At 62.1% G+C, this 26,683-nt stretch carries 27 protein-coding genes; 22 read left to right on the forward strand and 5 right to left on the reverse strand.

Annotation, left to right across the window (positions count from 1 at the left end):
- The 14 genes from nuoG (at position 1) to AB9K34_RS19850 (ending at position 14,271) form a co-directional block, all read left to right on the forward strand.
- Positions 1-2,022 carry an NADH-quinone oxidoreductase subunit NuoG gene (gene nuoG / locus AB9K34_RS19785; protein WP_369956209.1) on the forward strand — a complete coding sequence of 674 codons (2,022 nt, stop codon included), beginning with the start codon at positions 1-3 and terminating at the stop codon, positions 2,020-2,022.
- A 219-nt stretch (positions 2,023-2,241) separates the two neighbouring features.
- Complete coding sequence (nuoH, locus tag AB9K34_RS19790) at positions 2,242-3,279, forward strand: NADH-quinone oxidoreductase subunit NuoH (protein ID WP_369956210.1); 1,038 nt, start codon at positions 2,242-2,244, stop codon at positions 3,277-3,279.
- Between the two features lie 2 nt (positions 3,280-3,281).
- Positions 3,282-3,776: an NADH-quinone oxidoreductase subunit NuoI gene (nuoI, locus tag AB9K34_RS19795; protein ID WP_369956212.1), complete on the forward strand. Its 495-nt coding sequence runs from the start codon at positions 3,282-3,284 to the stop codon at positions 3,774-3,776.
- Positions 3,773-4,177, forward strand: coding sequence for a carboxymuconolactone decarboxylase family protein (locus AB9K34_RS19800; protein WP_369956213.1), 405 nt, complete (start codon positions 3,773-3,775; stop codon positions 4,175-4,177). The genes nuoI and AB9K34_RS19800 overlap by 4 nt, the downstream gene beginning before the upstream one ends.
- Positions 4,170-4,577: a carboxymuconolactone decarboxylase family protein gene (locus AB9K34_RS19805; RefSeq protein WP_369956214.1), complete on the forward strand. Its 408-nt coding sequence runs from the start codon at positions 4,170-4,172 to the stop codon at positions 4,575-4,577. The genes AB9K34_RS19800 and AB9K34_RS19805 overlap by 8 nt, the downstream gene beginning before the upstream one ends.
- On the forward strand, positions 4,574-5,176 hold the full coding sequence (locus AB9K34_RS19810; protein ID WP_369956216.1) for an NADH-quinone oxidoreductase subunit J: 603 nt from the start codon (positions 4,574-4,576) through the stop codon (positions 5,174-5,176). The genes AB9K34_RS19805 and AB9K34_RS19810 overlap by 4 nt, the downstream gene beginning before the upstream one ends.
- Before the next feature lie 3 nt (positions 5,177-5,179).
- The gene (locus AB9K34_RS19815) at positions 5,180-5,569 is read left to right on the forward strand and encodes a hypothetical protein (RefSeq protein WP_369956218.1); all 390 of its coding nucleotides are present in this window, start codon (positions 5,180-5,182) and stop codon (positions 5,567-5,569) included.
- 3 nt (positions 5,570-5,572) lie between these two features.
- Positions 5,573-5,878: an NADH-quinone oxidoreductase subunit NuoK gene (gene nuoK / locus AB9K34_RS19820; RefSeq protein WP_005984024.1), complete on the forward strand. Its 306-nt coding sequence runs from the start codon at positions 5,573-5,575 to the stop codon at positions 5,876-5,878.
- Positions 5,879-5,885: 7 nt separating this feature from the next.
- Positions 5,886-8,018 (forward strand): NADH-quinone oxidoreductase subunit L, encoded by a 2,133-nt coding sequence (gene nuoL, locus AB9K34_RS19825; protein ID WP_369956219.1) that lies wholly within the window; start codon positions 5,886-5,888, stop codon positions 8,016-8,018.
- Positions 8,018-9,559 (forward strand): NADH-quinone oxidoreductase subunit M, encoded by a 1,542-nt coding sequence (locus tag AB9K34_RS19830; RefSeq protein WP_369956221.1) that lies wholly within the window; start codon positions 8,018-8,020, stop codon positions 9,557-9,559. Before nuoL ends, AB9K34_RS19830 begins: the two co-directional genes overlap by 1 nt.
- A 13-nt stretch (positions 9,560-9,572) precedes the next feature.
- Complete coding sequence (gene nuoN, locus AB9K34_RS19835; protein WP_369956222.1) at positions 9,573-11,012, forward strand: NADH-quinone oxidoreductase subunit NuoN; 1,440 nt, start codon at positions 9,573-9,575, stop codon at positions 11,010-11,012.
- Between the two features lie 52 nt (positions 11,013-11,064).
- The gene (locus tag AB9K34_RS19840) at positions 11,065-11,814 is read left to right on the forward strand and encodes a biotin--[acetyl-CoA-carboxylase] ligase (RefSeq protein WP_369956223.1); all 750 of its coding nucleotides are present in this window, start codon (positions 11,065-11,067) and stop codon (positions 11,812-11,814) included.
- An 11-nt stretch (positions 11,815-11,825) separates the two neighbouring features.
- Complete coding sequence (locus AB9K34_RS19845; RefSeq protein ID WP_369956225.1) at positions 11,826-12,599, forward strand: type III pantothenate kinase; 774 nt, start codon at positions 11,826-11,828, stop codon at positions 12,597-12,599.
- A 4-nt stretch (positions 12,600-12,603) separates the two neighbouring features.
- A complete protein-coding gene (locus AB9K34_RS19850) occupies positions 12,604-14,271 on the forward strand; it encodes a ribonuclease J (RefSeq protein ID WP_369956226.1) in 1,668 nt (555 codons plus the stop codon).
- Positions 14,272-14,311: 40 nt separating this feature from the next.
- Here the strand turns inward: AB9K34_RS19850 and AB9K34_RS19855 are convergent, their stop codons facing one another.
- The 4 genes from AB9K34_RS19855 to AB9K34_RS19870 form a co-directional block, all read right to left on the reverse strand.
- A complete protein-coding gene (locus AB9K34_RS19855; RefSeq protein WP_369956227.1) occupies positions 14,312-15,694 on the reverse strand; it encodes a DEAD/DEAH box helicase in 1,383 nt (460 codons plus the stop codon).
- Positions 15,695-15,878: 184 nt separating this feature from the next.
- Positions 15,879-16,802, reverse strand: coding sequence for a glycosyltransferase family 2 protein (locus AB9K34_RS19860; RefSeq protein ID WP_369956228.1), 924 nt, complete (start codon positions 16,800-16,802; stop codon positions 15,879-15,881).
- Positions 16,799-17,536: a hypothetical protein gene (locus tag AB9K34_RS19865; protein ID WP_369956230.1), complete on the reverse strand. Its 738-nt coding sequence runs from the start codon at positions 17,534-17,536 to the stop codon at positions 16,799-16,801. The genes AB9K34_RS19860 and AB9K34_RS19865 overlap by 4 nt, the downstream gene beginning before the upstream one ends.
- A gap of 46 nt (positions 17,537-17,582) precedes the next feature.
- On the reverse strand, positions 17,583-19,190 hold the full coding sequence (locus AB9K34_RS19870; RefSeq protein ID WP_369956231.1) for a peptide chain release factor 3: 1,608 nt from the start codon (positions 19,188-19,190) through the stop codon (positions 17,583-17,585).
- A gap of 132 nt (positions 19,191-19,322) precedes the next feature.
- On the opposite strand from AB9K34_RS19870, the gene AB9K34_RS19875 reads away from it, so the two are divergent.
- From AB9K34_RS19875 to AB9K34_RS19890, 4 genes are all read left to right on the forward strand, one after another.
- Entirely contained in the window at positions 19,323-20,102 is a 780-nt protein-coding gene (locus tag AB9K34_RS19875; protein WP_369956232.1) for an SDR family oxidoreductase, read from the forward strand.
- Position 20,103: 1 nt separating this feature from the next.
- Positions 20,104-21,225, forward strand: a complete 1,122-nt coding sequence (locus AB9K34_RS19880) for a hypothetical protein (RefSeq protein ID WP_369956233.1) — start codon at positions 20,104-20,106, stop codon at positions 21,223-21,225.
- Positions 21,226-21,228: 3 nt separating this feature from the next.
- Positions 21,229-22,182: a glutaminase gene (locus tag AB9K34_RS19885; RefSeq protein ID WP_369956235.1), complete on the forward strand. Its 954-nt coding sequence runs from the start codon at positions 21,229-21,231 to the stop codon at positions 22,180-22,182.
- Positions 22,183-22,257: 75 nt separating this feature from the next.
- On the forward strand, positions 22,258-23,367 hold the full coding sequence (locus AB9K34_RS19890) for an ABC transporter ATP-binding protein (protein WP_369956236.1): 1,110 nt from the start codon (positions 22,258-22,260) through the stop codon (positions 23,365-23,367).
- Here AB9K34_RS19890 and AB9K34_RS19895 read toward each other — a convergent pair whose 3' ends face one another.
- Positions 23,368-24,030, reverse strand: coding sequence for a helix-turn-helix transcriptional regulator (locus AB9K34_RS19895; RefSeq protein WP_369956237.1), 663 nt, complete (start codon positions 24,028-24,030; stop codon positions 23,368-23,370). It abuts the gene before it with no gap.
- A 216-nt stretch (positions 24,031-24,246) separates the two neighbouring features.
- Here AB9K34_RS19895 and AB9K34_RS19900 point away from each other — a divergent pair, with 216 nt between their 5' ends.
- The 4 genes from AB9K34_RS19900 to AB9K34_RS19915 are packed head-to-tail and all read left to right on the forward strand — an operon-like array spanning position 24,247 to position 26,662.
- A complete protein-coding gene (locus AB9K34_RS19900; protein ID WP_369956239.1) occupies positions 24,247-24,462 on the forward strand; it encodes a twin-arginine translocase TatA/TatE family subunit in 216 nt (71 codons plus the stop codon).
- A gap of 6 nt (positions 24,463-24,468) precedes the next feature.
- Complete coding sequence (tatB, locus tag AB9K34_RS19905; RefSeq protein WP_369956240.1) at positions 24,469-24,948, forward strand: Sec-independent protein translocase protein TatB; 480 nt, start codon at positions 24,469-24,471, stop codon at positions 24,946-24,948.
- Positions 24,945-25,823 carry a twin-arginine translocase subunit TatC gene (gene tatC / locus AB9K34_RS19910; protein WP_369956241.1) on the forward strand — a complete coding sequence of 293 codons (879 nt, stop codon included), beginning with the start codon at positions 24,945-24,947 and terminating at the stop codon, positions 25,821-25,823. Before tatB ends, tatC begins: the two co-directional genes overlap by 4 nt.
- 11 nt (positions 25,824-25,834) lie before the next feature.
- On the forward strand, positions 25,835-26,662 hold the full coding sequence (locus AB9K34_RS19915; protein WP_369956497.1) for an ATP-binding protein: 828 nt from the start codon (positions 25,835-25,837) through the stop codon (positions 26,660-26,662).
- Positions 26,663-26,683 lie beyond the last annotated feature (21 nt).

Raw genomic sequence — 26,683 nt, forward strand, 5'->3', positions numbered from 1 at the left:
ATGTCTGACCTGCGCAAGATCAACATCGACGGAACCGAGATCGAAGTGGATGGGGCGATGACCCTGATTCAGGCCTGCGAAGTGGCGGGCGTGGAGATTCCGCGTTTCTGCTATCACGAGCGGCTGTCGATCGCGGGGAACTGCCGCATGTGTCTGGTCGAGGTTGTCGGCGGTCCGCCGAAACCGGCGGCATCCTGCGCCATGCAGGTCAGGGACCTGCGGCCCGGTCCCGAGGGGCAGGCACCGCAGGTCAAGACCAATTCGCCCATGGTCAAGAAGGCCCGCGAAGGGGTGATGGAGTTCCTGCTGATCAACCACCCGCTGGATTGTCCTATCTGCGATCAGGGCGGCGAGTGCGATCTGCAGGATCAGGCGATGGCATATGGCGTCGATTTCTCGCGCTATCGCGAGGCCAAGCGGGCGTCGGATGACCTCGATCTCGGGCCGCTCGTGGAAACCCACATGACGCGCTGCATTTCCTGCACGCGCTGTGTGCGCTTTACCACCGAGGTTGCCGGGATCACCCAGATGGGACAGACCGGGCGTGGCGAGGATGCCGAGATCACCAGCTATCTTGGCGAGACGCTCGATTCCAACCTGCAGGGCAATATCATCGACCTGTGCCCGGTGGGTGCGCTGGTGTCCAAACCCTATGCGTTCACCGCGCGCCCGTGGGAGTTGACCAAGACCGAGAGCATCGACGTGATGGACGCGCTTGGCTCGAATATCCGGATCGACACCAAGGGCCGCGAAGTCATGCGGTTCCTGCCGCGCAACCACGATGGCGTGAATGAGGAATGGATTTCGGACAAGACCCGCTTTGTCTGGGACGGGTTGCGCCGGCAAAGGCTCGATCAACCCTATGTGCGCGAGAATGGCAAGCTGCGCCCGGCAAGCTGGAGCGAGGCGCTGGCCGCCGCGTCCGCCGCGTTGGGCTCGGCCAAGACTCCCGCCGGGGTCGTGGGCGATCTTGCCCCGGTCGAAGCGGCCTTTGCGCTCAGGCAATTGATCGAGGGGCGCGGTGGCGTGGTCGAATGCCGTACCGACGGGGCCAGGCTGCCTGCGGGGAATCGCGGTGCATATGTCGGCACGGCGCGGATCCAGGATATCGATACGGCCGAGCGCATCCTGCTGATCGGCACCAACCCGCGTGTCGAAGCGCCGGTTCTGAACTCACGGATCCGCCGCGCATGGGCGCGCGGCTCCGACATCGCGCTTGTCGGGCAGGCGGCGGACCTCACTTACGATTACGCCCATGTCGGCACGGACCGCGCGGCGCTGCAGCAGGTGGTGGACATGGGCGGTGACGATGAGATCCGCAACCGCTCCTCGCTGGTCATTGTCGGGCAGGGTGCCTTGCAGGAGGCGGACGGCGCCGCTGTTCTCGCTGCCGCGCAACAGGTCGCCGAGGCGACGGCGAGCGGCCTGCTGATCCTGCACACCGCCGCCGGGCGGGTTGGTGCGATGGATGTGGGCTGCACCAATGACCGCGGCATGGATGCCATCGACGATGCGGATGTGATCTATAACCTCGGGGCCGACGAGATCGAGATCGCCGAGGGGGCTTTTGTGATCTATCAGGGCAGCCACGGCGATCGCGGTGCGCATCGCGCCGACGTCATCCTGCCCGGCGCGGCCTATACCGAAGAGGCCGGGCTGTTCGTCAACACCGAGGGCCGCCCGCAACTGGCGTTGCGCTCCGGGTTCCCGCCGGGGCAGGCCAAGGAAAACTGGGCGATTCTGCGCGCGTTGAGTGCCGAGTTGGGTGAGGCGCTGCCCTATGACTCGCTGGCACAGCTGCGCCGCACGCTGGTCGCCGAGGTGCCGCACCTTGCCAAGGTGGATGAGGTTCCTGAAAACGAGGTTCAGCCGCTGCCCGAGGCGCCTCTCGGCTCGGCATCCTTCCGCTGCGCGATCAGCGATTTCTACCTGACCAATCCGATTGCGCGGGCCAGCACGCTGATGGCCGAACTGTCGGCGGCCAACAAGGCGCGCGGGCAGGCGCGGGTCGCGGCGGAATGATCGGTGTGGGGAACATAACTCCATCGGGCACCCCTCGAGACCTCTTGGCGATTGCCGCGCATCAATTGCGCGCGAAATGCGCGGAAGAGGCTGGTATATGGCCGGCAGATGCTGTTTACACCAACGCGTCATCATTGCCATGCAAGCTGGACAAGCCGGGCACCTGTCCCGTGGCCGCCGCGCAAGCAGAACAACGGAATACCGACGGTATGAGGACCTATGGCTGATTTCTTTTCCACTCCGGGCGGCATCGCGGTGCTGGTTCTTGCACAAGTGCTCGCCGTGGTTGCCTTCGTGATGATCTCGCTGCTGTTCCTTGTCTATGGCGACCGCAAGATCTGGGCCGCTGTCCAGATGCGACGCGGCCCCAATGTCGTGGGCGTCTATGGCTTGCTGCAATCGGTGGCGGACGCGCTGAAATACGTCGTCAAGGAGGTGGTCGTCCCCGCCGGGGCGGACCGCGCGGTGTTCCTTCTGGCGCCGTTGACCAGCTTTGTGCTCGCGATGATCGCCTGGGCGGTGATCCCGTTCAGCGACGGCTGGGTGCTTTCCGACATCAACGTGGCGATCCTCTATGTCTTCGCGGTATCGAGCCTCGAAGTCTATGGCGTGATCATGGGGGGCTGGGCGTCGAACTCGAAATACCCGTTCCTCGGCAGCCTGCGCTCGGCGGCGCAGATGATCTCTTACGAGGTGTCCATCGGGTTGATCATCATCGGCGTGATCATTTCCACGGGCTCGATGAACTTCAGCGCCATCGTGCGGGCACAGGATACCGGTTTCGGCTTTTTCGGCTGGTACTGGCTGCCCCACTTCCCGATGGTGTTCCTGTTCTTCATCTCGGCGCTGGCGGAAACCAACCGCCCGCCCTTTGATCTTCCCGAAGCGGAGTCGGAACTGGTCGCGGGATACCAGGTCGAATATTCCGCCACGCCATTCCTGTTGTTCATGGCCGGTGAATATATCGCCATCTTCCTGATGTGCGCACTGACCTCGCTGCTGTTCTTCGGCGGCTGGCTGTCGCCGATCCCGGGGCTTCCGGATGGCGTGCTCTGGATGGTCGCCAAGATGGCGTTCTTCTTCTTCCTCTTCGCGATGGTCAAGGCGATCACGCCGCGTTACCGCTATGACCAGCTGATGCGGCTGGGCTGGAAAGTCTTCCTGCCGTTCAGCCTGGTCTGGGTGGTCTTCGTGTCCTTCGCGGCAAAATTCGGCTGGTTCTGGGGCGTTTTCGCCCGCTGGAGCACGGGAGTCTGATCATGGCGAATATCGACTATACCCGCGCGGCCAAGTACTTCCTGCTCTGGGATTTCGTGGTCGGGATGAAACTGGGCCTCAAGTATTTCTTTGCGCCCAAGGCGACGGTCAACTATCCGCACGAAAAGGGGCCGCTCAGCCCGCGTTTCAGGGGCGAACATGCGCTGCGCCGCTATCCCAATGGCGAAGAGCGGTGCATTGCGTGCAAGCTGTGCGAGGCGATTTGCCCGGCACAGGCGATCACTATCGATGCGGAACCCCGCGAAGACGGTTCCCGCCGCACCACGCGCTATGACATCGACATGACCAAGTGCATCTATTGCGGCTTCTGTCAGGAGGCCTGCCCGGTGGATGCCATCGTCGAGGGGCCGAATTTCGAGTTCGCCACGGAAACCCGTGAAGAGCTTTTCTATGACAAGGAGAAGCTGCTCGCCAATGGCGAGATGTGGGAGGCCGAAATCGCCCGGAACCTGGAGCTGGACGCGCCGTACCGATGAATACTGCAGGCACCGATAAAGGCACCTATGCACGTGGCAGCGAATTGGCGGAAAAGGTCAATCCCGGGATGGAGGCCGTGCTGGCCAGACGCTATGACGCGTTGGTGCCGGGACTGTCGCGGACCATCTTCGACGTGGCCTATGGGCGGTTCTGTGCGCGCGAGGGGCTGGACGAGAAAACCCGCCTGCCGGCGACCGTCGCGGCACCGACGGCTCTGGGTGGTCAGACTCGGCCGCAGCTCAAGGTGAATATCGCCAATGCACGCAAGGTGGGTGCCAGGCAGAGTGAAATCGGCGAAGTGATTTTCCAGATGGCGCTTTACGGCGGGTTTCCGGCCGTCATCAACACGAAGAACGCGGCGCTTGAAGTATTCGAGGAAGAGGCCATGAACGATGAGTGACCCGCAGAATCCGTTCGAGGCCATGATGAAACAGGCCCAGGAGATGGCCAAGGCGCTGAACCCGGCGCTCGAGAGCTTTTCGCCAAAAGGGTTTGAGGCTTTGTGGCCGACCATGCCCAAAGAGGCGATGGAATTGATGTTCGGCAATACGGTCAACAAGGATGGGCTGGATGCCAAGACCAGACTTCTGATCACGCTCTGCGGCTTGACCATGCAGGGCGCGCAGGCAGATACCGCGGTGCGCCAGACCGTGCGCCACGCCATTGCCGCGGGCGCGCGCAAGCAGGAAATCGTCGAAACCATCGGCCAGATGTCGGTTTTTGCCGGCATTCCCGCCATGACCCGGGCGCTGGAACTGGCGCAAGAGGTGATGGGCGAGACAGAGGAGGACAAGTCATGAGCGTTTTTGCCTTCTACCTCTTTTCGATCAGCGTGATCGCCGGCGGCCTGTTTACCGTCATCAGCCGCCAGCCGGTGCATTCGGTGCTGTGGCTGATCCTGTCCTTCATTTCGGCGGCGGGGCTGTTCGTTCTGCTGGGCGCGGAATTCGTCGCGATGCTGCTGGTCATCGTGTATGTGGGCGCGGTGGCGGTCCTGTTCCTGTTCGTCGTCATGATGCTGGACGTGGATTTTGCCGAACTCAAGGCCGAGATGGCGCGCTACATGCCGCTTGCGCTGCTGATCGGGCTGGTGATCCTGATGCAGTTGGTCATGGCCTTCGGCGTATGGGAGAGCAGTCACGCCGCCAGCGAATTGCGCACGCAAGTCATCCCGGTTGACCGGCAGAATACCGAAGCCCTGGGCCTGATCCTGTACGATCAGTATTTTCTGCTGTTCCAGTTGGCGGGTCTGATCCTGCTGGTGGCGATGGTCGGTGCAATCGTGCTGACCCTGCGCCACAGGACCGACATCAAGCGGCAGAACGTGGTTGCGCAGATCATGCGCGATCCGGCCGCCGCGATGGAGTTGAAAGACGTCAAACCCGGGCAGGGGCTTTAACCGATGACTCGTACCTCTACCACGACCCGCCGCGTCGGCATGATCCTTGCGGGGTGCCAGTTGCTTCTGGCAAGTGCCGTATCGGCCGAGAGTCCGATCACCACACCGCAACAGGTCGACAGGGATTACGAGATCGCCAGCAAGGATTTCGGTGACGGTTTTGTGCAGCTTCACTCGCGCAAGGACGGCGCGGATGGAAGCGCCCATGCCGTTCACAGTTTCGATTGCGCGAACAAGAGCTATGCCTCGGTCTATTCGGGCGAGACCCCGCCCGAGGCCTTTCCGCTCGATTCACTCGGTTTCAACCTCAACCAGATCGAGGAAAACTCCGAGGTCGCAGCGCTGGCCCAACACGCATGCAGGAAGCACGGTTATCCGTTGCTGGAATGGTGAAACATGATCGGACTTGAACATTACCTGACGGTTGCGGCGACCTTGTTCGTCATCGGCATTTTCGGCCTGTTTCTGAACCGCAAGAACGTGATCATCCTGCTGATGAGCATCGAACTGATGCTGTTGGCGGTAAACATCAACCTTGTGGCGTTCTCGAGCTTTCTTGGCGATCTGGTCGGGCAGGTGTTCACGCTGTTCGTGCTGACGGTGGCCGCTGCCGAGGCTGCAATCGGCCTTGCGATTCTGGTCTGCTTCTTCCGCAACCGTGGCACCATCGCGGTCGAAGACGTCAACATGATGAAGGGCTGAGAGACATATGGAAACCATCATCCTCTTTGCTCCGCTTCTCGGTGCCCTGATCTGCGGGTTCGGGTGGAAGTTCATTGGCGAAACCGCGGCGATGTGGGTGGCGACCGGTCTGCTGTTCCTGTCCTGCCTGTTGTCCTGGGTCGTGTTCTTTTCCTTTGATGGTGTGACGTCGCAAATCCCGATGCTGCGCTATATCGAAAGCGGAACGCTGGCGACCGAATGGGCGATCCGTATGGACCGTCTGACCGCCATCATGCTGATTGTCGTGACCACGGTGTCCGCGCTCGTGCATCTCTACAGCTTTGGCTACATGGACAATGATCCCCAGTGGAAAGAAGGTGAAACCTACAAGCCCCGGTTCTTTGCCTATCTGTCTTTCTTTACCTTTGCGATGTTGATGCTCGTGACATCCGACAACCTCGTTCAGATGTTTTTCGGCTGGGAAGGGGTGGGCGTCGCGTCATACCTGCTGATCGGGTTCTACTATCGCAAACCTTCGGCCAATGCCGCCGCGATCAAGGCTTTCGTGGTCAACCGGGTTGGCGATTTCGGCTTTGCACTCGGTATCTTCGCGCTGTTCTTCCTGGTGGACAGCATCGACATGAACGACATCTTCGATGCCGCTCCTGTGCTTGCCGAAACACAGCTCAGCTTTCTGTGGGCGGAGTGGAACGCCGCAAACCTGATCGGCGTGTTGCTGTTCATCGGCGCGATGGGGAAATCGGCGCAACTTTTCCTGCACACATGGTTGCCCGACGCGATGGAAGGCCCGACGCCGGTTTCGGCGCTGATCCACGCCGCGACAATGGTGACTGCGGGGGTGTTCCTTGTCTGCCGCATGTCGCCGCTGTTTGAATTTGCGCCCGGTGCCACCGCCTTCATCACTGTTCTCGGGGCGTCCACCGCGTTCTTCGCGGCCACCGTGGGTCTGGTTCAGACCGATATCAAGCGGGTCATCGCCTATTCGACCTGTTCCCAGCTTGGCTATATGTTCGTGGCCGCCGGTGTCGGGATGTATTCGGCTGCGATGTTCCACCTGTTTACCCACGCGTTTTTCAAGGCGCTGTTGTTCCTGGGGGCCGGCTCGGTCATCCACGCCATGCATCACGAGCAGGACATGACCAACTATGGCAACCTGCGCAAGAAAATCCCCTATACCTACTGGGCGATGATGATCGGCACATTGGCGATCACCGGTGTCGGCATTCCGCTCACCACGATCGGTTTTGCCGGTTTCCTCTCCAAGGACGCCATCATCGAGAGCGCCTATGCGGGTGGATCAGCTTACGGCTTCTGGATGCTGGTAATCGCGGCGGCCATGACCAGTTTCTACAGCTGGCGATTGATCTTCCTGACCTTCTTTGGCGAGGAACGCGGCGACAAGCACACGCATGAGCACGCTCATGAAAGCCCGATGGTGATGTTGATCCCGTTGGGTGTGCTGAGCCTTGGTGCGGTCTTTGCGGGCATGCTCTGGTACGGCAGCTTCTTTGGTCACGCCGATCAGGTGGGGAAATTCTACGGTATTCCGGTCGCCGAGGCGGCGGCATCGGATGAAAATGGCGGGCATGGGACCGAGGAGCAGCCCGAAGAGGCCGCCGATCATGGCACGGAATCAGAGGCCAGCGAAGCGGATCAGGGCGAGGCGACGGAAGGCGAGCATCATTACGTCTTTGCCGGTGAACCGGGCGACGGCGCGCTGTATTTCGCACCGGACAACCACGTTCTGGACGATGCCCATGCGGCACCGGCCTGGGTCAAGGTGTCGCCCTTTGTCGCGATGCTGCTGGGGCTCGGGATTGCGATCTGGTTCTACCTCGTCAATCCGGCACTTCCGGCGCGGCTCGCCGAGAACCAGCGGCCGCTCTACCTCTTCCTCAAGAACAAGTGGTATTTCGACGAGCTCTATGACGCGCTCTTCGTGAAACCCGCGCTTCGCATCGGTCGCCTGCTCTGGAAACGCGGGGATGTCGGCCTGATCGACGGCTTCCTCAATGGCGTGGCGATGGGCATCGTGCCGTTCTTTACCCGGCTCGCAGGGCGTGCGCAGTCCGGCTTCATCTTTACCTACGCGTTCTGGATGGTGCTTGGTGTCGCCGCGCTTGTCACATGGATGTCGATCGGCGGAGGAGCGAACTGATGGATAACATCCTTTCCATAGTCACCTTCGTTCCGGCTCTGGCGGCGCTGATCCTGGTGGTTTTCCTGCGCGGCGATGACGAGGCGGCGCAACGCAATGCCAAGTATGTCGCCCTGTTTGCAACCAGCGTGACGTTCCTCGTGTCGCTGGGCATCTATTTCGAATTCGACCCGAACGACACCGGCTTTCAGTTCGTGGAGCAATCGGATTGGCTGCTGGGGCTGCAATACAAGATGGGCGTGGACGGTATCAGCGTACTGTTCGTGATGCTGACCACCTTCATCATGCCGCTTACCATTCTGGCGAGCTGGAATGTGACCGTGCGGGTCAAGGAATACATGGTCGCCTTCCTGTTGCTCGAAACGCTGATGCTCGGCGTGTTCACGGCGCTCGATCTGGTGCTGTTCTACCTGTTCTTCGAGGCGGGCCTCATCCCGATGTTCCTGATCATCGGGATCTGGGGCGGCAAGAACCGGATCTATGCCAGCTTCAAGTTCTTCCTCTACACGTTCCTCGGTTCAGTATTGATGCTGGTGGCGATGGTGGCCATGTTCTCGGATGCCGGCACGACCGATATCGAGATCCTGCTGACCCACCAGTTTGGCAGCGAGACCTTCAGCCTGATGGGCATGCAGATCGTCGGGGGCATGCAGACGCTGCTGTTCCTCGCGTTTTTCGCGAGCTTCGCGGTCAAGATGCCGATGTGGCCGGTTCACACCTGGCTGCCGGATGCGCACGTGCAGGCGCCGACCGCCGGTTCGGTGGTGCTGGCTGCAATCCTGCTCAAGATGGGCGGCTACGGGTTCCTGCGCTTCAGCCTGCCGATGTTCCCGGTCGGGGCGGATGTCATGGCTCCCGTGGTGCTCTGGATGAGCGCGATCGCCATCGTCTACACGTCGCTTGTGGCGCTGGTGCAGGAAGACATGAAAAAGCTGATTGCCTATTCGTCTGTCGCGCATATGGGCTTTGTCACCATGGGCATTTTTGCGGCGAACCAGCAGGGTGTGGATGGCGCGATCTTTCAGATGCTGAGCCACGGTTTCATCTCGGCGGCGCTGTTTCTCTGTGTCGGCGTGATCTATGACCGGATGCATACCCGCGAAATCGACGCCTATGGCGGGCTTGTCGTGCGAATGCCCGCCTATGCGCTGGTTTTCATGTTCTTCACGATGGGCAATGTGGGCCTGCCCGGCACCTCCGGTTTTGTCGGCGAATTCCTGACGATGATGGGTGCCTTTCAGGTCAACACCTGGGTTACAGCCGTTGCGGCGACCGGTGTGATCTTCAGCGCGGCCTACGCTCTTTGGTTGTATCGGCGCGTGGTGTTCGGAGATCTGATCAAGGAGAGTCTGCGCACCATTCAGGACATGTCGGGCCGCGAGCGCGCGATCTTTGCGCCGCTGGTGGTGATGACGCTGCTGCTGGGCGTATACCCGTCGCTGGTGACAGATATCATCGGTCCATCGACCACGGCTCTGCTAGCGAGCTATGACACTGCGCTGACGGCGGCGGAAACCGCCAATCAGCTTGCATCGAATTGAGGGGGCCGGACCTATGATCCAGGCTGATCTGACCGTAATCATTCCGGAAATCGTGCTGGCGGTGTTTGCAATGCTGGCTCTGCTCGGCGCGGCCTATACCGGCAAGGACCGGCTCGGCCCGGCACTTGTCTGGGCGACCTCTGCGTTGATGGTGATACTTGGCATTTTCATCGCCACCCGGGACATCGGCACCAGCATCGCATTTGGAGGCATGTTCGTGGATGACGGGTTTGCCCGTTTCTCCAAGGTCACGATCCTGATGTCGGCCGCGGCTGTGTTGCTGATGAGTCAGGATTACATGTCGCGCAGGGGGCTGCTTCGCTTCGAATACCCGCTGCTCGTCGCACTGGCGTCGGTCGGCATGATGATGATGGTCAGCGCCGGCGACCTGATGTCGCTCTACATGGGCCTCGAACTGCAATCGCTGGCGCTCTACGTCGTTGCCGCGTTGCGTCGGGACAGCGTGAAATCCACCGAGGCCGGGTTGAAATACTTTGTGCTGGGCGCGCTGAGTTCGGGGTTGCTGCTCTATGGTGCGTCGCTGGTTTACGGGTATGCCGGGACGACCCTGTTCGCGGGGATCATCCAGACTGCGCAGCATGGCGATGTGTCGCTGGGTCTGCTCTTCGGTCTCATTTTCGTGATCTCGGGCCTGGCGTTCAAGATCAGTGCCGTCCCCTTCCACATGTGGACCCCGGACGTCTACGAAGGCTCGCCCACCCCCGTGACCGCTTTCTTTGCGACCGCGCCCAAGATGGCGGCAATGGGTCTGTTTGCGCGGGTGTTGCATGACGCGTTCGGCCATGCGGTTGCCGACTGGCAGCAGGTGATTGCCCTGCTTTCGGTTCTGTCGATGTTCGTCGGGGCCGTCGCCGCGATCGGACAGCGCGACATCAAGCGGCTGATGGCCTATTCCTCGATTGCGCATATGGGTTTTGCGCTGATGGGGCTTGCCGCCGGCACCGAGTTCGGTGTGCAGGCAATGCTGATCTATATGGCGATTTATGTCACGATGAACGTCGGAACATTTGCCTTTATCCTGATGATGGAAAAGGACGGGCGTCCAGTGACCGAAATCAGCGCCCTCAATCTCTATGCCCGGCGCGAACCCGGGCGGGCGCTGGCAATGCTGATCTTGCTGTTCTCGCTGGCGGGCGTGCCGCCAATGCTCGGTTTCTTCGGCAAGTTCTACGTGCTGCGCGCGGCCTATGATGGTGGCCTGGCTTGGCTGGCGGTTGCCGGTGTCATCGCCTCGGTGATCGGGGCCTTCTATTATCTGCGGATCGTCTATTTCATGTATTTCGGCGACGAGGGTGCCGAGCTGGAAACCAACGCCTCGCCCGTGCTCTGGGGATTTCTGATGGCGTCGGCTGCCGTGATGTTGCTGGGTATCGTCAACATGTTCGGCGTCGAAGGCGCGGCGGCCGCGGCGGCGGCGACGTTGCTTCAGTGAGCCGGCTTGGCCTTTTCCGTCCGCACACCATGACCGCGACGGCGACATGGGCATGACCCAGTGGCCCGATGGCTATGGTCGCCGTGTGCTTGACGAAGTCGATTCGACATTGAACGAAGCGGCCCGCATCGCGCCGGAACTCGCCGGTCCGGAATGGATCATGGCACATCGCCAGACCGCCGCGCGGGGTCGTCGTGGCCGGGCCTGGTCCAATCCGGAGGGCAATCTCGCGGCGACACTGGTGCTGTTTCCGCAGGAGCCGCCGGCGGTTGCCGCGCTCCGCTCGTTCGTGGCTTCGCTGGCGCTGTTTGATGCCTGTGTCGCCGTCTGTGGCCGCAACGAGGGGTTCGAGTTGAAATGGCCGAACGATGTCCTGCTGAATGGCGGCAAGCTGGCGGGCATACTGCTTGAAAGCTCGGGGCGGGGGCCACGGATAGGGCATCTGGCAATCGGAATTGGCGTCAACCTCGTCGATGCGCCGTCATCGGAAATGGTGGAACCGGGTGCGGTGCCTCCTGTCTCGCTGCTCTCGTCGACCGGAGCGCGGGTTGATGCGGAAACTTTCCTGACCTTTCTGGCCGCCGCCTATGCCCGCCATGAAACCGCGTTCACAGCCTACGGGTTCGAGCCGATCCGTACCGCCTGGCTCAACCGGGCGGCGCGGCTGGGCGAGGTGATCACCGCACGCACCGGGAACAGCGAAACCACCGGTACGTTCCAGACGGTGGACGCCCAGGGAAACCTTGTTCTAAACACCAGCAGAGGCCGCGTGACGATCCCGGCGGCCGATGTCTATTTCTGAGGGGGTTGCGGATGCTTCTCGCGATTGATTGCGGCAATACCAATACCGTCTTCTCGATCTGGGATGGCGAACAGTTTCTGTGCACCCTGCGCACATCGACCCATCACGCCCGGACCGCAGATGCCTATTTCACGTGGTATTCGACCCTTGTGAAGCATTACGGGATCGAGGTGGAAATCGACGATGTGATCATCTCGTCCACAGTGCCCCGTGTGGTCTATAACCTGCGGGTTTTTTCCGATCGGTTCTTCGGGTGCCGGCCCATCGTGGTGGGCAAGCCCGACTGCCTGCTGCCCCATGAGCCGCGCGTCGATCTGGGCACGCAGGTCGGCCCCGACCGGCTGGTGAATGCGGCGGGGGCGTTCGATCGTCACGGCGGTGATCTGATTGTCGTGGATTTCGGCACCGCGACCACTTTTGATGTTGTGGCCAGCGACGGAGCCTATATTGGTGGCGTGATCGCGCCGGGTGTCAACCTGAGCCTCGAGGCGCTGCACATGGCCGCCGCTGCCCTGCCGCACGTGGATATCAGCGTTCCGCAAAAGGTGATCGGAACCAACACCCTCGAATGTATGCAATCCGGCATTTTCTGGGGCTATGTGGGACTGGTCCGCGAGATATGCACACGGGTCAAGGCCGAGCGGGATCGGGACATGCGGGTGATCGCCACTGGCGGGCTGGCCCCGCTGTTTCAGCACAGCGCGGATCTGTTCGACGAGATGGAAGAAGACCTGACGATGCACGGCCTGACCGTGATCCACAAGTATAACAAGGACAACGGCTGACCCGATGACAAGCAAGAGACTGGTTTACCTGCCGCTTGGCGGGGCGGGCGAAATTGGCATGAATGCCTATCTCTACGGATACGGCGCGCCCGACAAGGAACGTTTCATCCTTGTCGATCTGGGCGTGACCTTTCCGGATATGGACGGTTCGCCCGGCGTTGACCTGATCCTGCCTGACATCACCTGGCTCAAGGAGCGGGCCGACCGGCTGGATGCCATCTTTGTCACTCATGCGCACGAAGATCACGTGGGGGCGGTCGCGCATTTTTATGGCGATCTGGCCGCGCCCGTCTATGCCCGCGCCTTTACCGCCAATATCGCGCGCCGCAAGATGGCAGAGCTTGGCCATCCAGAGGACGCGGTTCGGACCTGTTCGGCCTGGCCTGAACAGGTCACGGCCGGCCCGTTCAAGGTGGGTTTCCTGCCCATCTCGCACTCGATTCCCGAAAGCGGCGCACTTGTCATCGACACGCCGGACGGGCGGGTGATCCACACGGGCGATTTCAAGCTCGATCCGACGCCGGTCGTGGGCGAGCCGTTTGATCCGGGGCTCTGGGCCGAGGTCTGCAAGGATGGCGTGCGCGCGCTGGTCTGTGATTCCACAAATGTGTTTTCGCCCGATCCGGGGCGTTCGGAACTGTCGCTTGGTCCGGCGCTCGAAGAGCTGGTTGCGGGCGCGGCGGGCATGGTCGTCGCGACGACCTTTGCCAGCAACGTGGCGCGGGTCAAGACGCTGGCCGAGGCGGGGCACCGGGCCGGGCGCTCGATCGTGCTGCTGGGCCGCGCCATGGAACGGATGGTCGAAGCCGCCAGAGAGACCGGCGTCTTGTCCGGCTTTCCGACCACGATCAGCGACGAGGCCGCGCGCGACATCCCGCGCGAGAACCTGATGTTGCTGGTTACCGGCAGTCAGGGCGAGCGCCGCGCCGCAAGTGCGCAGCTCGCACGGGGCAAGTACCGCGGCATCCAGATGAAGGAGGGGGACATGTTCCTGTTCTCGTCCAAGACGATTCCGGGAAATGAGCGCGGAGTGATCCGCGTGATCAACCAGTTCAGCGAAATGGGCGTGGACGTGGTGGACGACAGCAGTGGCAAATACCACGTATCGGGCCATGCCAATCGCCCGGATATCGAGCGGATGCATGACATCGTTCGCCCGCAAATGGTGATTCCGATGCATGGCGAACATCGCCACCTGCGTGAACATGCGCGCCTTGCGACAGAGCGCGGTTATCAATCCGCCGTCGTGGTCAATGGAATGATGATGGATTTGTCCGGCAATGCACCGAGCGTCGCGGAATATGTCGAGACCGGCCGGACCTACCTGGATGGATCGGTAAAGATCGGCGCGCTGGACGGGATCATACGCGATCGTATCCGCATGGCGCTGAACGGGCATGTGACCGTGACGGTCATTCTGGACGAGCAGGACGAGCCGTTGGGAGAGCCGTGGTGCGACACCGTCGGGCTGGCCGAAACCGGACGGTCAAACGCCTTGCTGGTCGAGGTGCTGGAAGAGGATCTGAGCCAGTTCCTTGGGCGCGCCGGAGACAAGACCCTGCGCGACGACGACAAGCTGGAAGAGGCGCTGCGCCGCACCGCCCGACAAACCGCCCAGGCCGAGATCGGCAAAAAACCCGAAGTGACGGTAGTGATCAGCCGGATGCGGTAATCCGCTCCGGTTGCGCTGGCGGTACATCACGCGGGGCGGGTTACCCGGCCCGGCGCTCTTCAAAGCTGAGGGCGATGAAGCTGGGCAGGTGATCGCCCATCCCGACGACCTTGTCGCCACCGGACGAGCGCCCGCGCGAGGACGCACCGCCCTGTTCTGCCTTTGCCTTGTTCGCGGCACCCTTGGGTGCGACATCGGACTTCTTCGGCTTGCTGCGGGTGTCCGGTTTCGGTGCCGTGTCGTCCTTGTCCGATTTGGTGGTCTTGGCCTCGGACTTCAGCGGATTGTCGCGTCGCGGGATTTCCCGTTGCACCAGCTTTTCGATATCATCCAGGTTCTTTTCGTCACGCGGAACGCAGATCATCATCGCGGTGCCATCACGCCCGGCGCGACCGGTGCGTCCGATCCGGTGCACGTAATCCTCGGCATGGCCGGGAACGTCAAAGTTGAACACATGGCTGACGCTGGGCACGTCGAGCCCGCGCGCGGCGACATCCGAAGCCACGAGAAAGCGCAGGGTGCCGTCGCGGAATCCGTCGAGGGTACGGGTGCGCTGGCTTTGATCGAGGTCGCCGTGAATGGGCGCCGCGTCATAGCCGTATTTCTTGAGCGACTTGGCGACGATATCCACGTCCATCTTGCGGTTGCAGAAGATGATCGCGTTGGTGCATTTTTCGCCTTCGGCATCGATCAGGGCGCGCAGCAGTTTGCGTTTCTCGCTGGCTTCGCGATCCTTGCGGCTGCCTTTGAACATCACCACCGATTGCGCGATATTCTCGCTGGTGGTCGCCTGGCGCGCGACCTCGACGCGCGTTGGCGCAGACAGGAAGGTGTTGGTGATGCGCTCGATCTCGGGGGCCATCGTGGCCGAGAAGAACAGCGTTTGCCGGGTAAAGGGGGTCAGTGAAAAGATGCGCTCGATATCGGGGATGAACCCCATGTCCAGCATCCGGTCGGCTTCGTCGACCACCATGATCTGAACGCCGGTCAGCAGCAGCTTGCCGCGCTCGAAATGATCCAGCAGGCGCCCCGGCGTGGCGATCAGCACGTCGACGCCCTTGTCGATCAGCTTGTCCTGCTCGCCAAAGCTGACGCCACCGATCAGCAGCGCCTTGGTCAGTTTGACATGTTTGGCATAGGTATCGAAATTCTCGGCCACCTGCGCGGCGAGTTCCCGTGTGGGGCACAGCACCAGGCTGCGCGGCATCCGGGCGCGGGCGCGGCCACGGGCCAGCAGGGTGATCATCGGCAGGGTAAAGCTCGCGGTCTTGCCGGTGCCGGTCTGCGCGATGCCAAGCACGTCCTTGCCTTCGAGCGCGGGCGGGATCGCGCCCTCCTGAATCGGGGTCGGGGATTCGTACCCGGCCTCGTCAATTGCTTTGAGTACCTTTGGATTCAGGTTCAGTTCTGAAAATTTTGTCATTTGTGTCCGTGTGTTGCGGACACTTTCTGGGCCCGCCGTCCTGTCAGAGCCGGACCACAGCGGTCCTGCGCTTGTGCGCATGCTGGCTCGTCTCGCTGCATTAACAAAAAGGGACGCAGCGGTCAAACTGCGCTGTCAAATTCCTGTGCGAATTGACGATTGTTTCCGTCCGGGCATTCGGTTCTCAATACGAGGGGAATTGTTTCCGGCGCGATTGATCGAGTTGCAGGTCGCACAGATGCAGCAAACCCTGTTCGGCAAGGCGCCGGCGATGGTCGGGGGTATCGGCGTGGAGTTCGTCATAGAAAGCGCGCAACCCTTGCTCTCCGTAGTGCTTCGTGATCAACGAAAGCAGTTGATGCATGGTCATTCTGTTGCGACGCTCCACGCGCATCGGTGCGAGGTCGGCGCGGTACGAGCCGCGCTCCAGCCGGAATTTATAGGCGGCCATGAACGCGTCCCAGCTCCGGGCGTGGCAGTGGCACAGGATCGTGTCGTCGAGCACGGCTTTGCCGGGGTTCCTGATGTCGCCGTGCAGCAGATTGTGAATGCGAAATATCACATCTTTCAGGCCGGTGCGGGCAAAGAGTTTGCCCTCGACATGGCTGAGAAACCCGCCTTCGAGATATTTTCCGTAAGTGGGATAAAGTTGCTCGGCGCTGGCCGCGCGCTCGTAGGGGAGTCGTTTGGTCAGCTTGAAGGCGGTGCCGTCCCCGGCCAGCGCCTCGGCAGGATAGATGCGGGCACATTGGGCGGTTTCGGGCAGGGCGGCAAGCTGATCCGCAAGCGAGGTCTTCGGGCACAGAAATTCATCCACATCGATATGGGCCAGCCAATCGACCTCGGCCCGGGCATAGGCATGGGTGGCATTGGCCGACTGTCGGACCTGGTGCTTTTTCGGATGCCTTGGATGTTCGGCCCAGTAGGCGTCGTCGCATGTCTTCACACGGACCTTTGGATGCTCCTTGAGCAGGGCGAATGTCGCGGGATCGGCTTCGTCGAGATAGACATATATCCGGTGCGCGCCCAGTTCGAGGTGATGCGCCACGAAATTCAGGACCGCGCTGGTCGGTGCCTTGATGGTTGCAACGATCCCCCAGCGGATCATGTCCTGTCCTGAATTTTCTGGCGCATCAGTTGCAACCGGCGAAAGATGTTGTCGGGGTCGCGGTTCAGTTCCTGCATCAGGTGATCGGCAAGCGGTGCGATGCCCGGATCGCTCAGCGCGAGTTCCCAGACCGGGGCGAGAATGTTGATGTCAAGCCCGCCGTTGCGGATCGAATAATCGCCCATCTGCAAGGGCAGAGGGACCTGCAGGCGGCGATTGACAGGGTAAGGTACGCCGGGCGGCGTTCTGCCGTAGAGACGTTCGAACTCGTAGAGCTTCATCATCGAAAACAGCATCCGCAGCGCCTGTCCGACCTGTCGCTGCACGTCGGTTTCGCCGTGGTCGGCGAAAGTCATCACCGATGACACTTTCCACCGAAGATCAAGCTGATCGATCAGGTGCCCGTGCTGTTCCAGCCAGAGACGTCGAAACAGCGCCGCCGCGTGCGGCGGGGCGCTGTATTTCCGCAGGTTGGAAATTAGAAGGGCGTTCAACAGGGCAAGCTGCGACTTGCCGGGGAATTCAGAGGCAATCTGCGCCTTCTTGCGCGACCAGCGCGTCGCGGTGCGTGGCGTCAGATCGGTCTGTGTGACGACCTGCGCGGCAAGCGCGTCGAGATCCGCATCAAGCGGGGGCAGGGCCACGACGTCCGGGTTGAAGGGCTTGCGGCGCGCATTATACCGCTCAAGCATGGCCGCGAGGCCGCCGTCATAGGTTGCGTCGCGTTTGTCCATACCCTGTGCTTACACCGGTGCGCAGCCGCTGAAAATCCCCATCTGCTCAGACCATCATTTCCTTGGTCGCGGTCAGGCGCACATCGGGGTAATCGCGTTCGATCCTGTCGATGTCCCATTGCAACCGGGTCAGGTACACGATGTCGCCGTCATGGTCATGTGCGATATGTTGCTTGTTGGCGTTGGCGAACTTGTCGACCGCGGCCTTGTCCCCCGAAACCCAGCGGGCGCTGGTGAACTGGCTGGCTTCGAAACGCACCGGCAGGCCGTATTCAAGCTCGATCCGGCTCGCCAGCACTTCGAATTGCAGGGCTCCGACCACCCCGACGATGAAGCCTGAGCCGATAGAGGGCTTGAAGACCTTGGCGGCGCCTTCCTCGGCGAATTGCATCAGCGCCTTTTCCAAATGCTTGGCCTTCATCGGGTCGCCCGCGCGCACACCCTGCAGCAGTTCGGGCGCAAAGGACGGAATGCCCGTCACCCGCAGCGCCTCGCCCTCGGTCAGCGTGTCACCGATGCGCAACTGCCCGTGGTTCGGGATACCGATGATGTCACCGGCCCAGGCCTCGTCCGCAAGCTCGCGATCCGAGGCAAGGAACAGAACGGGGTTGGTGATCGCCATCGGTTTTTTCGACCGCACATGGGTCAGCTTCATGCCCCGCTTGAAATGTCCCGATGCCATGCGGACAAAGGCGACACGATCGCGATGCTTGGGGTCCATGTTGGCCTGCACCTTGAAGACAAAGCCCGCGACCTTGCTCTCTTCCGGCGAGATCTGGCGGGGCTGCGCCGACTGAATCTGCGGCTGCGGGCCATAAAGGCCGATGCCGTCCATCAACTCCTTGACCCCGAAACTGTTGATCGCCGAGCCGAACCAGATCGGCGTCATGTGACCTTCGAGCACCGCCTGCGGATCCAGCCGGGGCAGCAGTTCGCGCGCCATCTCAAGCTCTTCGCGCAGCTGATCGAGGAGTTGCGCGGGCACGTGCTCGACCAGCGCCGGATCATTGAGGCCGTTGATCTCGATGCTTTCGGCGACCTTGTTGCGATCGGCGCGGTCCATCAGTTCAAGCCGGTCGCGCAGGATGTCGTAGCAGCCCATAAAATCGCGGCCCTGCCCGATGGGCCAACTGGCCGGCGTCACGTCGATCGCCAGATTTTCCTGAATCTCGTCGATGATCTCGAAGACGTCCCTGCTTTCACGGTCCATCTTGTTGCAAAAGGTCAGGATGGGCAGATCACGCAGGCGGCAGACCTCGAACAGTTTCTGTGTCTGACTTTCGACACCCTTGGCACCGTCGATGACCATCACCGCCGCATCCACCGCCGTGAGCGTGCGATAGGTGTCTTCGGAAAAATCCGAGTGACCCGGCGTGTCAACCAGGTTGAAGCGGAACCTGTTGTAGTCGAACGACATTGCCGAGGCCGAGACCGAAATGCCGCGATCCTTTTCCATCTGCATGAAATCCGACCGGGTGCGCCGGGCCTCGCCCTTGGCGCGGACCTGTCCGGCCATCTGGATGGCACCGCCATAGAGCAGGAATTTTTCCGTCAGCGTGGTCTTGCCCGCGTCCGGGTGCGAAATGATCGCAAAGGTACGGCGGCGCGCGATTTCGGGCGGCAATTCGGGGCGATTAGAAGCGGTGTCCAACATGAGGCGCGTATAGGTAAGGAACGCGCCAAGCGCAAGAATATCGGCATCCGCAATCTGCGGCGCGCGGCATTCGCTGGCATTGCCGGCGGCAGCGGTGCTATGCGAGGGACAGAAATCAATGGGAGATCAGAGATGGATTTGGGAATCGCCGGCAAACGGGCACTGGTCTGTGCCAGCAGCAAGGGTCTCGGGCTGGGCTGCGCCGAGGCGCTGGCAGAGGCAGGGGTCAACCTGGTCATGAACGCGCGCGGGGCCGAGGCGCTCGAGGCGTCTGCACAGGCGATCCGCGATGAACATGGTGTCGAGGTTGTCACCGTGGCCGCCGATGTGGCGACCGCCGAGGGGCAGGCCCGCGTGATCGAAGCGGCGGCGGGGGTCGACATTCTTGTCAACAACGCCGGCGGGCCGCCGCCGGGCATGTGGTCCGACTGGGATCGCGACGATTTCATCAAGGCGCTGGATGCGAACATGCTCGCGCCGATCGCGCTGATGAAGGCACTGATGCCGGCGATGATCGACAAGGGCTGGGGCCGGGTGGTCAACATCACCAGCCAGTCGGTGCGCGCGCCGATCGCGGCGCTTGGCCTGTCGAACTCCGCCCGCACCGGGCTGACCGGTTATGTCGCGGGCACCGCGCGGCAGGTGGCCGGAAGCGGGGTCAACATCAACAACCTTCTGCCGGGCATTCACGCCACCGATCGCGCGGTTTCGCTGGACGGAGGCGTTGCCAAGGCGCAGGGCGTGTCGCTCGAAGAGGCACAGGCGCAGCGGGCCGCGACCATTCCCGCCGGGCGCTATGGCACGCGTCAGGAATTCGGCGCGGCCTGCGCCTTTCTGTGCAGTCGGCACGCGGGGTTCATCGTCGGGCAGAACATCCTGCTCGACGGTGGCGCGACCAATGTGACGATGTAGCATGGCGCAGGGGTTTTCGCTGAAGGATCAGCTGTTCAACGCAGGCAAGGTGCATTATCTGGCCGGTCTTTTCGCGGCGGCAAACCCGGCATTCGATGGCGATCTGTTCGAACGGCAGGTCATGGCGCGCCTGACCGAACTCGAGCTGAAACAGCGCATAAGCTGGATCGCGGAATGTCTGGGCGAGCGATTGCCCGGACCCCTCGATGAAATCGCGCCGACCTTGCGCGCGGCCTTGCCCCCGCCGCTGGACCCGACGCTGACGGACGATGATTTCGGGGATTTCATCTTTGCGCCGCTGGGGGAATTGATCGTTCTGCGCGGGCTTGACAGCCCGGATGTATCGCTGGACCTGCTCGAGGAGATCACCCAGCGGTTCTCGATGGAATGGGCGATCCGTCCGTTTCTGAACCGCTGGCCGGACCTTGTTCTCGGGCGGATGCAAAGTTGGGCGCGCCATCCCAATTACCATGTGCGCCGTTTGGTAAGCGAAGGCAGCCGCCCGCGCCTGCCCTGGGGGCAATCGGTGGCAATCGACCTCACCGCGCCGCTGCCCTTGCTCGATGTGCTGCATGCGGACCGGACGCGATATGTCACCCGCTCGGTTGCCAACCACCTCAATGACATCAGCAAGACAGACCCGGCTCTTGTCATGGACCGGCTGGAGCACTGGGCCGGACAGGCGATGCAGGAGCGCGCGGAGCTTGACTGGATGACGCAACATGCCCTGCGCGGGCTCATCAAGGCGGGGGATGCGCGGGCGCTCTCCTTGCTGGGCTTCGATGCGGGTGCGGATATCGAGGTGCTGCGCTTTGATGTGCCCGATCGCGTGGCAATTGGCGATGCGCTGGCGATGTCCGCAACGCTGCGCTCGGCGACGGGGGCGCGTGCGCTGGTCGACTACGTGTTCTGGCGGCGCCGCGCCAATGGCGAACTGGCCCCCAAGGTGTTCAAGCTGAAACAGCTCGACCTTGCGCAAGGCACCGCGAGCGATCTGCGCAAATCGCATAAGCTCAAGGGCGACGCCACCACATTCCGGTTGTATCCGGGGCCGCATCGCGTCGAACTTCAGATCAATGGACGGGTGCGGGCCGAGGCACTATTCGAACTGATTGCGGATTAACGCATGGCAAAGCAGGACCTGAGCAGCGAGCGTTTGCGTGACATCGTCACCGACATCGCCGAGGAGATGGCCGCAGAGACCGAGCGGGGCAAGGTGGCGGATTACATTCCGCCGCTGGCGCGCATCGACCCGAACCAGTTTGCGCTGTCGGTGATCACCCGCGACGGCGAGACGATTTCGGCAGGCGATGCGCAGACCCGTTTTTCGATCCAGAGCGTGTCCAAGGTATTCACGCTGGCGCTTGGCCTCGGTCGTCTGGGGGATCGTCTCTGGAGCCGGGTCGGGCGCGAACCGTCGGGCGATCCGTTCAACTCGATCGTGCAGCTGGAGTATGAAAAGGGACTGCCGCGCAACCCGTTCATCAATGCCGGTGCAATCGTCGTCACCGACAGTATCCTGGGCAGCTTCGTGCCCAAGGAAGCCCTGGGCGAAATCCTGCGCTTCGTGCGGTTCCTGGCCAGCGATGACGATATCGCCATCGACCCCGACGTGGCGCGTTCGGAACTGGCGACGGGGTTCCAAAACGCCGCGCTGGCGAATTTCATGCGCAGCTTTGGCACCATCACCAGTCCGCCGGAACAGACGCTGGGCGTATATTTTCACCATTGCGCAATTGCGATGACGACGGAACAACTGGCGGCGTCCGCGCGGTTCCTCGCGTTTGACGGATGCCTGTCGCCGGGCGGACCCCGTGCGATTTCCGCGCGGATGGCACGACAGATCAACACGCTGATGCTGACCTGCGGGCACTATGACGGTTCCGGCGAATTCGCCTTTCGTGTCGGCCTGCCGGGCAAGAGCGGTGTCGGCGGCGGCATCATGGCAGTGGTGCCGGGGCAGGCGGCGATCAGTTGCTGGTCGCCCGGCCTGAATGCGGTCGGCAACTCGCATCTGGCTTCGCGGGCGCTGGAACGGTTGGCGCTGCGCACCGGCTGGTCGGTCTTTGCGCCACGCTAGGTTGCGCAGGGGCGTGGGGATTGTTATCTGCGCTGATACCCGACGACCATGATCGCGACGTCCAAGAGGAACCCGGTGGAGCACGTCAGAACAGCGCAACCTGCCCCAGCGCGCTCCGCGCCCAGGCTCGAAATCCGCAATCTGACGCGGAAATTCCACGGGCGCACGGTGGTGAATGATGTCTCGCTCAGTATCGAACCGGGACAGGTGACCTGCCTGCTCGGTCCGTCGGGCTGTGGCAAGTCGACGACGCTACGCATGGTTGCCGGGGTCGAAATGCAAGACAGCGGCGAAATCTGGGTTGATGGCAAGCTGGTCTGCGACACCGTTTTCCGGGTGCCGCCCGAGCGGCGAGAAATCGGGCTGATGTTCCAGGACTTCGCGTTGTTTCCGCATCTGAGCGTCGCGGGCAATGTCGCCTACGGTTTGCGCGGCACGCGGGATGACAAGCGCGCGCGGGTCGAGGAATTGTTGCGGCGGGTCGACCTGTTGCAATTCATCGACGGCTATCCGCACCAGCTTTCGGGTGGCGAGCAACAGCGGGTGGCGCTGGCCCGTGCACTGGCGCCGCGTCCACGGATCATGTTGATGGATGAACCGTTCTCGGGGCTCGACAACCGGTTGCGCGATGGCATTCGCGACGAAACCCTGACCCTGCTCAAGGAAGAGGACACCGCCGTCCTGCTTGTCACGCACGAGCCCGAAGAGGCGATGCGCATGGCCGATGAAATCGCCCTGATGCGGGATGGCCGGATCGTGCAGCAAGGCGCGCCATATAATGTCTATACCCGGCCCGTCGATCGTGCGGCGGTATCGTTCTTCAGCGATACCAATGTCTTGCGCGCTCAGGTGAACGGGGCGCTTGCGGATACCCCCTTTGGCCAGTTTCTTGCGCCGGGCATTCCCGATGGCACCGATGTGGACATCGTATTCCGGCCCCAGCATGTGCGCATCGATTTCGACCGTGGCGGGTCGGGGCCATTGCCCACCCCCACCGATGGGGTGGCGGCGCGGGGTGTCGTCGAACGGGCACGGTTCATGGGGCATGAAAGCCTTGTCGAGTTTCGCATGTCGCACGACGGTTCGGTGATCAAGGCCACGGTTCCCAACGTCTTCCTGCCCTCGGCGGGCAAGGTCATGTGGCTGACGATCCGGCGCGACCGCTGTTTCGTGTTTCCCGCCTGATCAGACCCGGTCGGACAGGCGCTTGCCTGGCTCGTCGGCGAACAGCTCGGGCAAGGGAGTCGCGGTTTCGATCAGATCGACGCGGAAATCACGAAATGCGCTGCCGGTCTCGCTCCAGGCGGTCAGGAGCCAGACCCGCCCCCAGCTTTCGAGTTTCAGCGGACGGATTGTATCCTGTCGGGTCTGCTCCGCCGTGTCGCGGTAAGACAGGCGCAGCTTTTGCCGTCCGGCAATGGCGCTGCGCAGGCTGACCATGTGCGACAGGCCGCGCGCCGCGTTCGCCAATGGGGTCAGTGCGGTTTTCCACGCATCCGCCTCGGCAACGGTTTCGGCTGGCAGCGCCATGTCGATCTTTTGCGTCAGGGTCTGCGCCGCAGCGCTGAGCGCGGGGTCGGCGGCCTCGGATACGATGGCAATTCCCAGTTGCAACACGTCGAGCTCCGCCGGCGACAGGTGCAGCGGCGGAAGCGCGATCGTATCGGCCATCCTGTAGCCGGTGCCGGGCGTGCCCTGTATCGGGACCCCGGCGGCAAGCAGACGATCCATGTCGCGATAGACGGTGCGCACCGAAACCCCCAGCCCGGACGCAAGATCCTGTGCCCGGTGCAACGCTCCGTCACGCAGCAGGTTGATCAGGGTCACAAGTCGGTCTGTGCGGGCCATGTGGCTTGGTGGCACGAGGAGGATGCATTGTCCATAGAAACTGACAAAAACCTGTCAGGAATACCGGGCGCTGCCGGTTTTCCGCAGGCGAACGGCGCGACCTGCGGCACTTTCGGGCCGATCCGGCTTTTGTGGAGGCGCTGGGGCGCTTAGAAAACGGATGAATTTTGCAGCGCGGCGATGACTCGCGACCTGCACGAATCTGAGGAGACGGACATGTTGAACAATATTGGCCTTCCCGGCATCTTGCTGATTGCAATCGTCGTGCTGGTGCTGTTTGGCCGGGGCAAGATCAGTTCGCTGATGGGCGAAGTGGGCAAGGGAATCACATCCTTCAAGAAAGGCATCAGCGAAGGCCAGAAAGAGGATGACGAAGACCCGTCCGAGCTGGCCCGCGACGTGACGCCGGAAACCGACAAGGACAAGGCGTAACACCGCATGTTCGATCTGGGCTGGACCGAGTTGCTGGTCATTGGCATCGTGGCACTGATCGTGGTCGGGCCAAAGGACCTGCCCGTGCTGTTTCGCAATGTGGGACGGTTCGTGGGCAAGGCCAAGGGGATGGCACGCGAGTTTTCCAGCGCCATGCACGAAGCCGCCGAGGAATCGGGTATTCGGGACGTGGCCAAGGGCATGAAATCGGCGACCAACCCGATGTCGAGCGTGATGGACGGCGTCAAGGACGCGACGCGCGACCTGACCGACAGCCTCAATCCAACCAAGCTCGATCCCAAGAAATACGAGTCTGGCAGTGAAACCGGGAAGCTGGCCGAAGAGCGTGCGGAACAGGCCAAGAAGATTCAGGCCGCCACCGCCCGCGCCAAGGCAGACCGGCTCCGGCGCGAGGCGGCCGAAGCACAAGCCCGCGCGGATGCGGCCGAGGCCGCGCTGACGGACAGCCCGGAAAGCAAGACATGAGCCAGACCGACGAAATAGACGACAGCAGCGCGCCGCTGATCGAGCATCTGGCCGAATTGCGCAGCCGGCTGATCCATTCGGTTGTCGCCTTTCTCATCGGCATGGTGGCCTGTTTCGCCGTCGCGACGCCGATCTTCAATTTCCTGACCGCGCCTCTGTGCCAAGTTCTGGCCGAGCGGGGACAGGATTGCGACCTGATCTTCATCAGCCCGCAGGAAGGATTCTTTGTCGCGATCAAGGTGTCGCTTCTGGGCGGCTTCCTGCTGGCCTTTCCCTATATCGGCCTGCAGATGTGGCGGTTCGTGGCCCCGGGGCTCTACAAATCCGAAAAGGGCGCGTTCCTGCCGTTCCTCGTGGCGTCTCCGTTCATGTTCCTGCTGGGCGCGGGTTTTGCCTTTTACGTCGTGACGCCGCTGGCCTATGATTTCTTCCTTGGCTTTCAACAATTCGGTGCCGAAGGCGAGGCCCTGACAGGCGAGGCCGCCGCGCCGCTGAGCGTGGTGTTCCAGGGCAGCGCGCAGGAATACCTGAACCTGACCATCAAGTTCATCGTCGCCTTCGGTCTCTGCTTTCAGCTGCCGGTGCTGCTGACGCTGATGGGCAAGGCGGGGCTGGTCAGTGCCGACGGCCTTGGAAACGTGCGCAAATACGCGGTTGTGGGCATTCTCGTGCTTGCCGCCCTTGTCACGCCGCCCGATGTCATCACCCAGATCATCCTGTTCACCGTGGTGTACGGCCTGTACGAGATTTCGATCTTTCTGGTCCGTCGGGTGGAGACCAAGCGCGAGGAACAGTTGCGGGCCGACGGGTATTATGACGACGAGGACCTCGCGGATGCGGCGATGGCGGGACTGGACGAGGAAGACAACAAGTGATCAATGACCCGATGGACCGGATTGCCGCGGCACTTGAACGGATGTCGCCGGCTCCGATGCCAGCCCCGGATTTCGATATTGCCAGCGCCTTTGTCTGGCATGTGGAGCCCGACAGGCTCGAACCGGTGCCACAGGTGAGCCGGGTGGGTCTGGGTCTTCTGGTGGGGATCGACCGCGCGCGCGATACGTTGCTGGACAACACGCGCCGTTTTGCCGGGGGCTACGCTGCGAACAACGCGCTTCTCTGGGGCGCGCGCGGCATGGGCAAGTCGAGCCTGGTCAAGGCGATCCACGCCGAAGTGCTGCAAGACCATCCGGGCCTCAAGCTGGTGGAATTGCAGCGCGAGGATCTGCCCAGCGTCAGCCGCCTGCTGAACCATCTGCGCGCCGCGCCCTACAGGTTCCTGTTGTTCTGTGACGATCTGTCGTTTTCCCATGACGACCAGCATTACAAGAGCCTCAAGGCGGTGCTGGACGGCGGGATCGAGGGCAGGCCCGAGAATGTCGCCTTCTATGCCACCAGCAATCGCCGCCATCTGATGCCGCGCGACATGATCGAAAACGAGCGGTCCAGTGCCATAAACCCGTCCGAGGCGGTCGAGGAAAAGGTTTCGCTCAGCGACCGGTTCGGGCTTTGGCTGGGCTTTCATCCCTGTACGCAGGACGAATACCTGGCGATGATCGACCGTTATTGCGCCGAATACGGGGTCGCAGCCGACCCGGAAACGCTGCGCGCGGAAGCGATTGAATGGCAGGCGACCCGAGGCGCGCGTTCAGGCCGCGTGGCGTGGCAGTTCTTTACCGATCTCGCCGGGCGGCACCGTGTCAGCCTGACCTGACAAGCGGCTTATCCGTCCAGC

Source organism: Sedimentitalea sp. XS_ASV28, assembly GCF_041224545.1.
Lineage (GTDB): Bacteria > Pseudomonadota > Alphaproteobacteria > Rhodobacterales > Rhodobacteraceae > Sedimentitalea.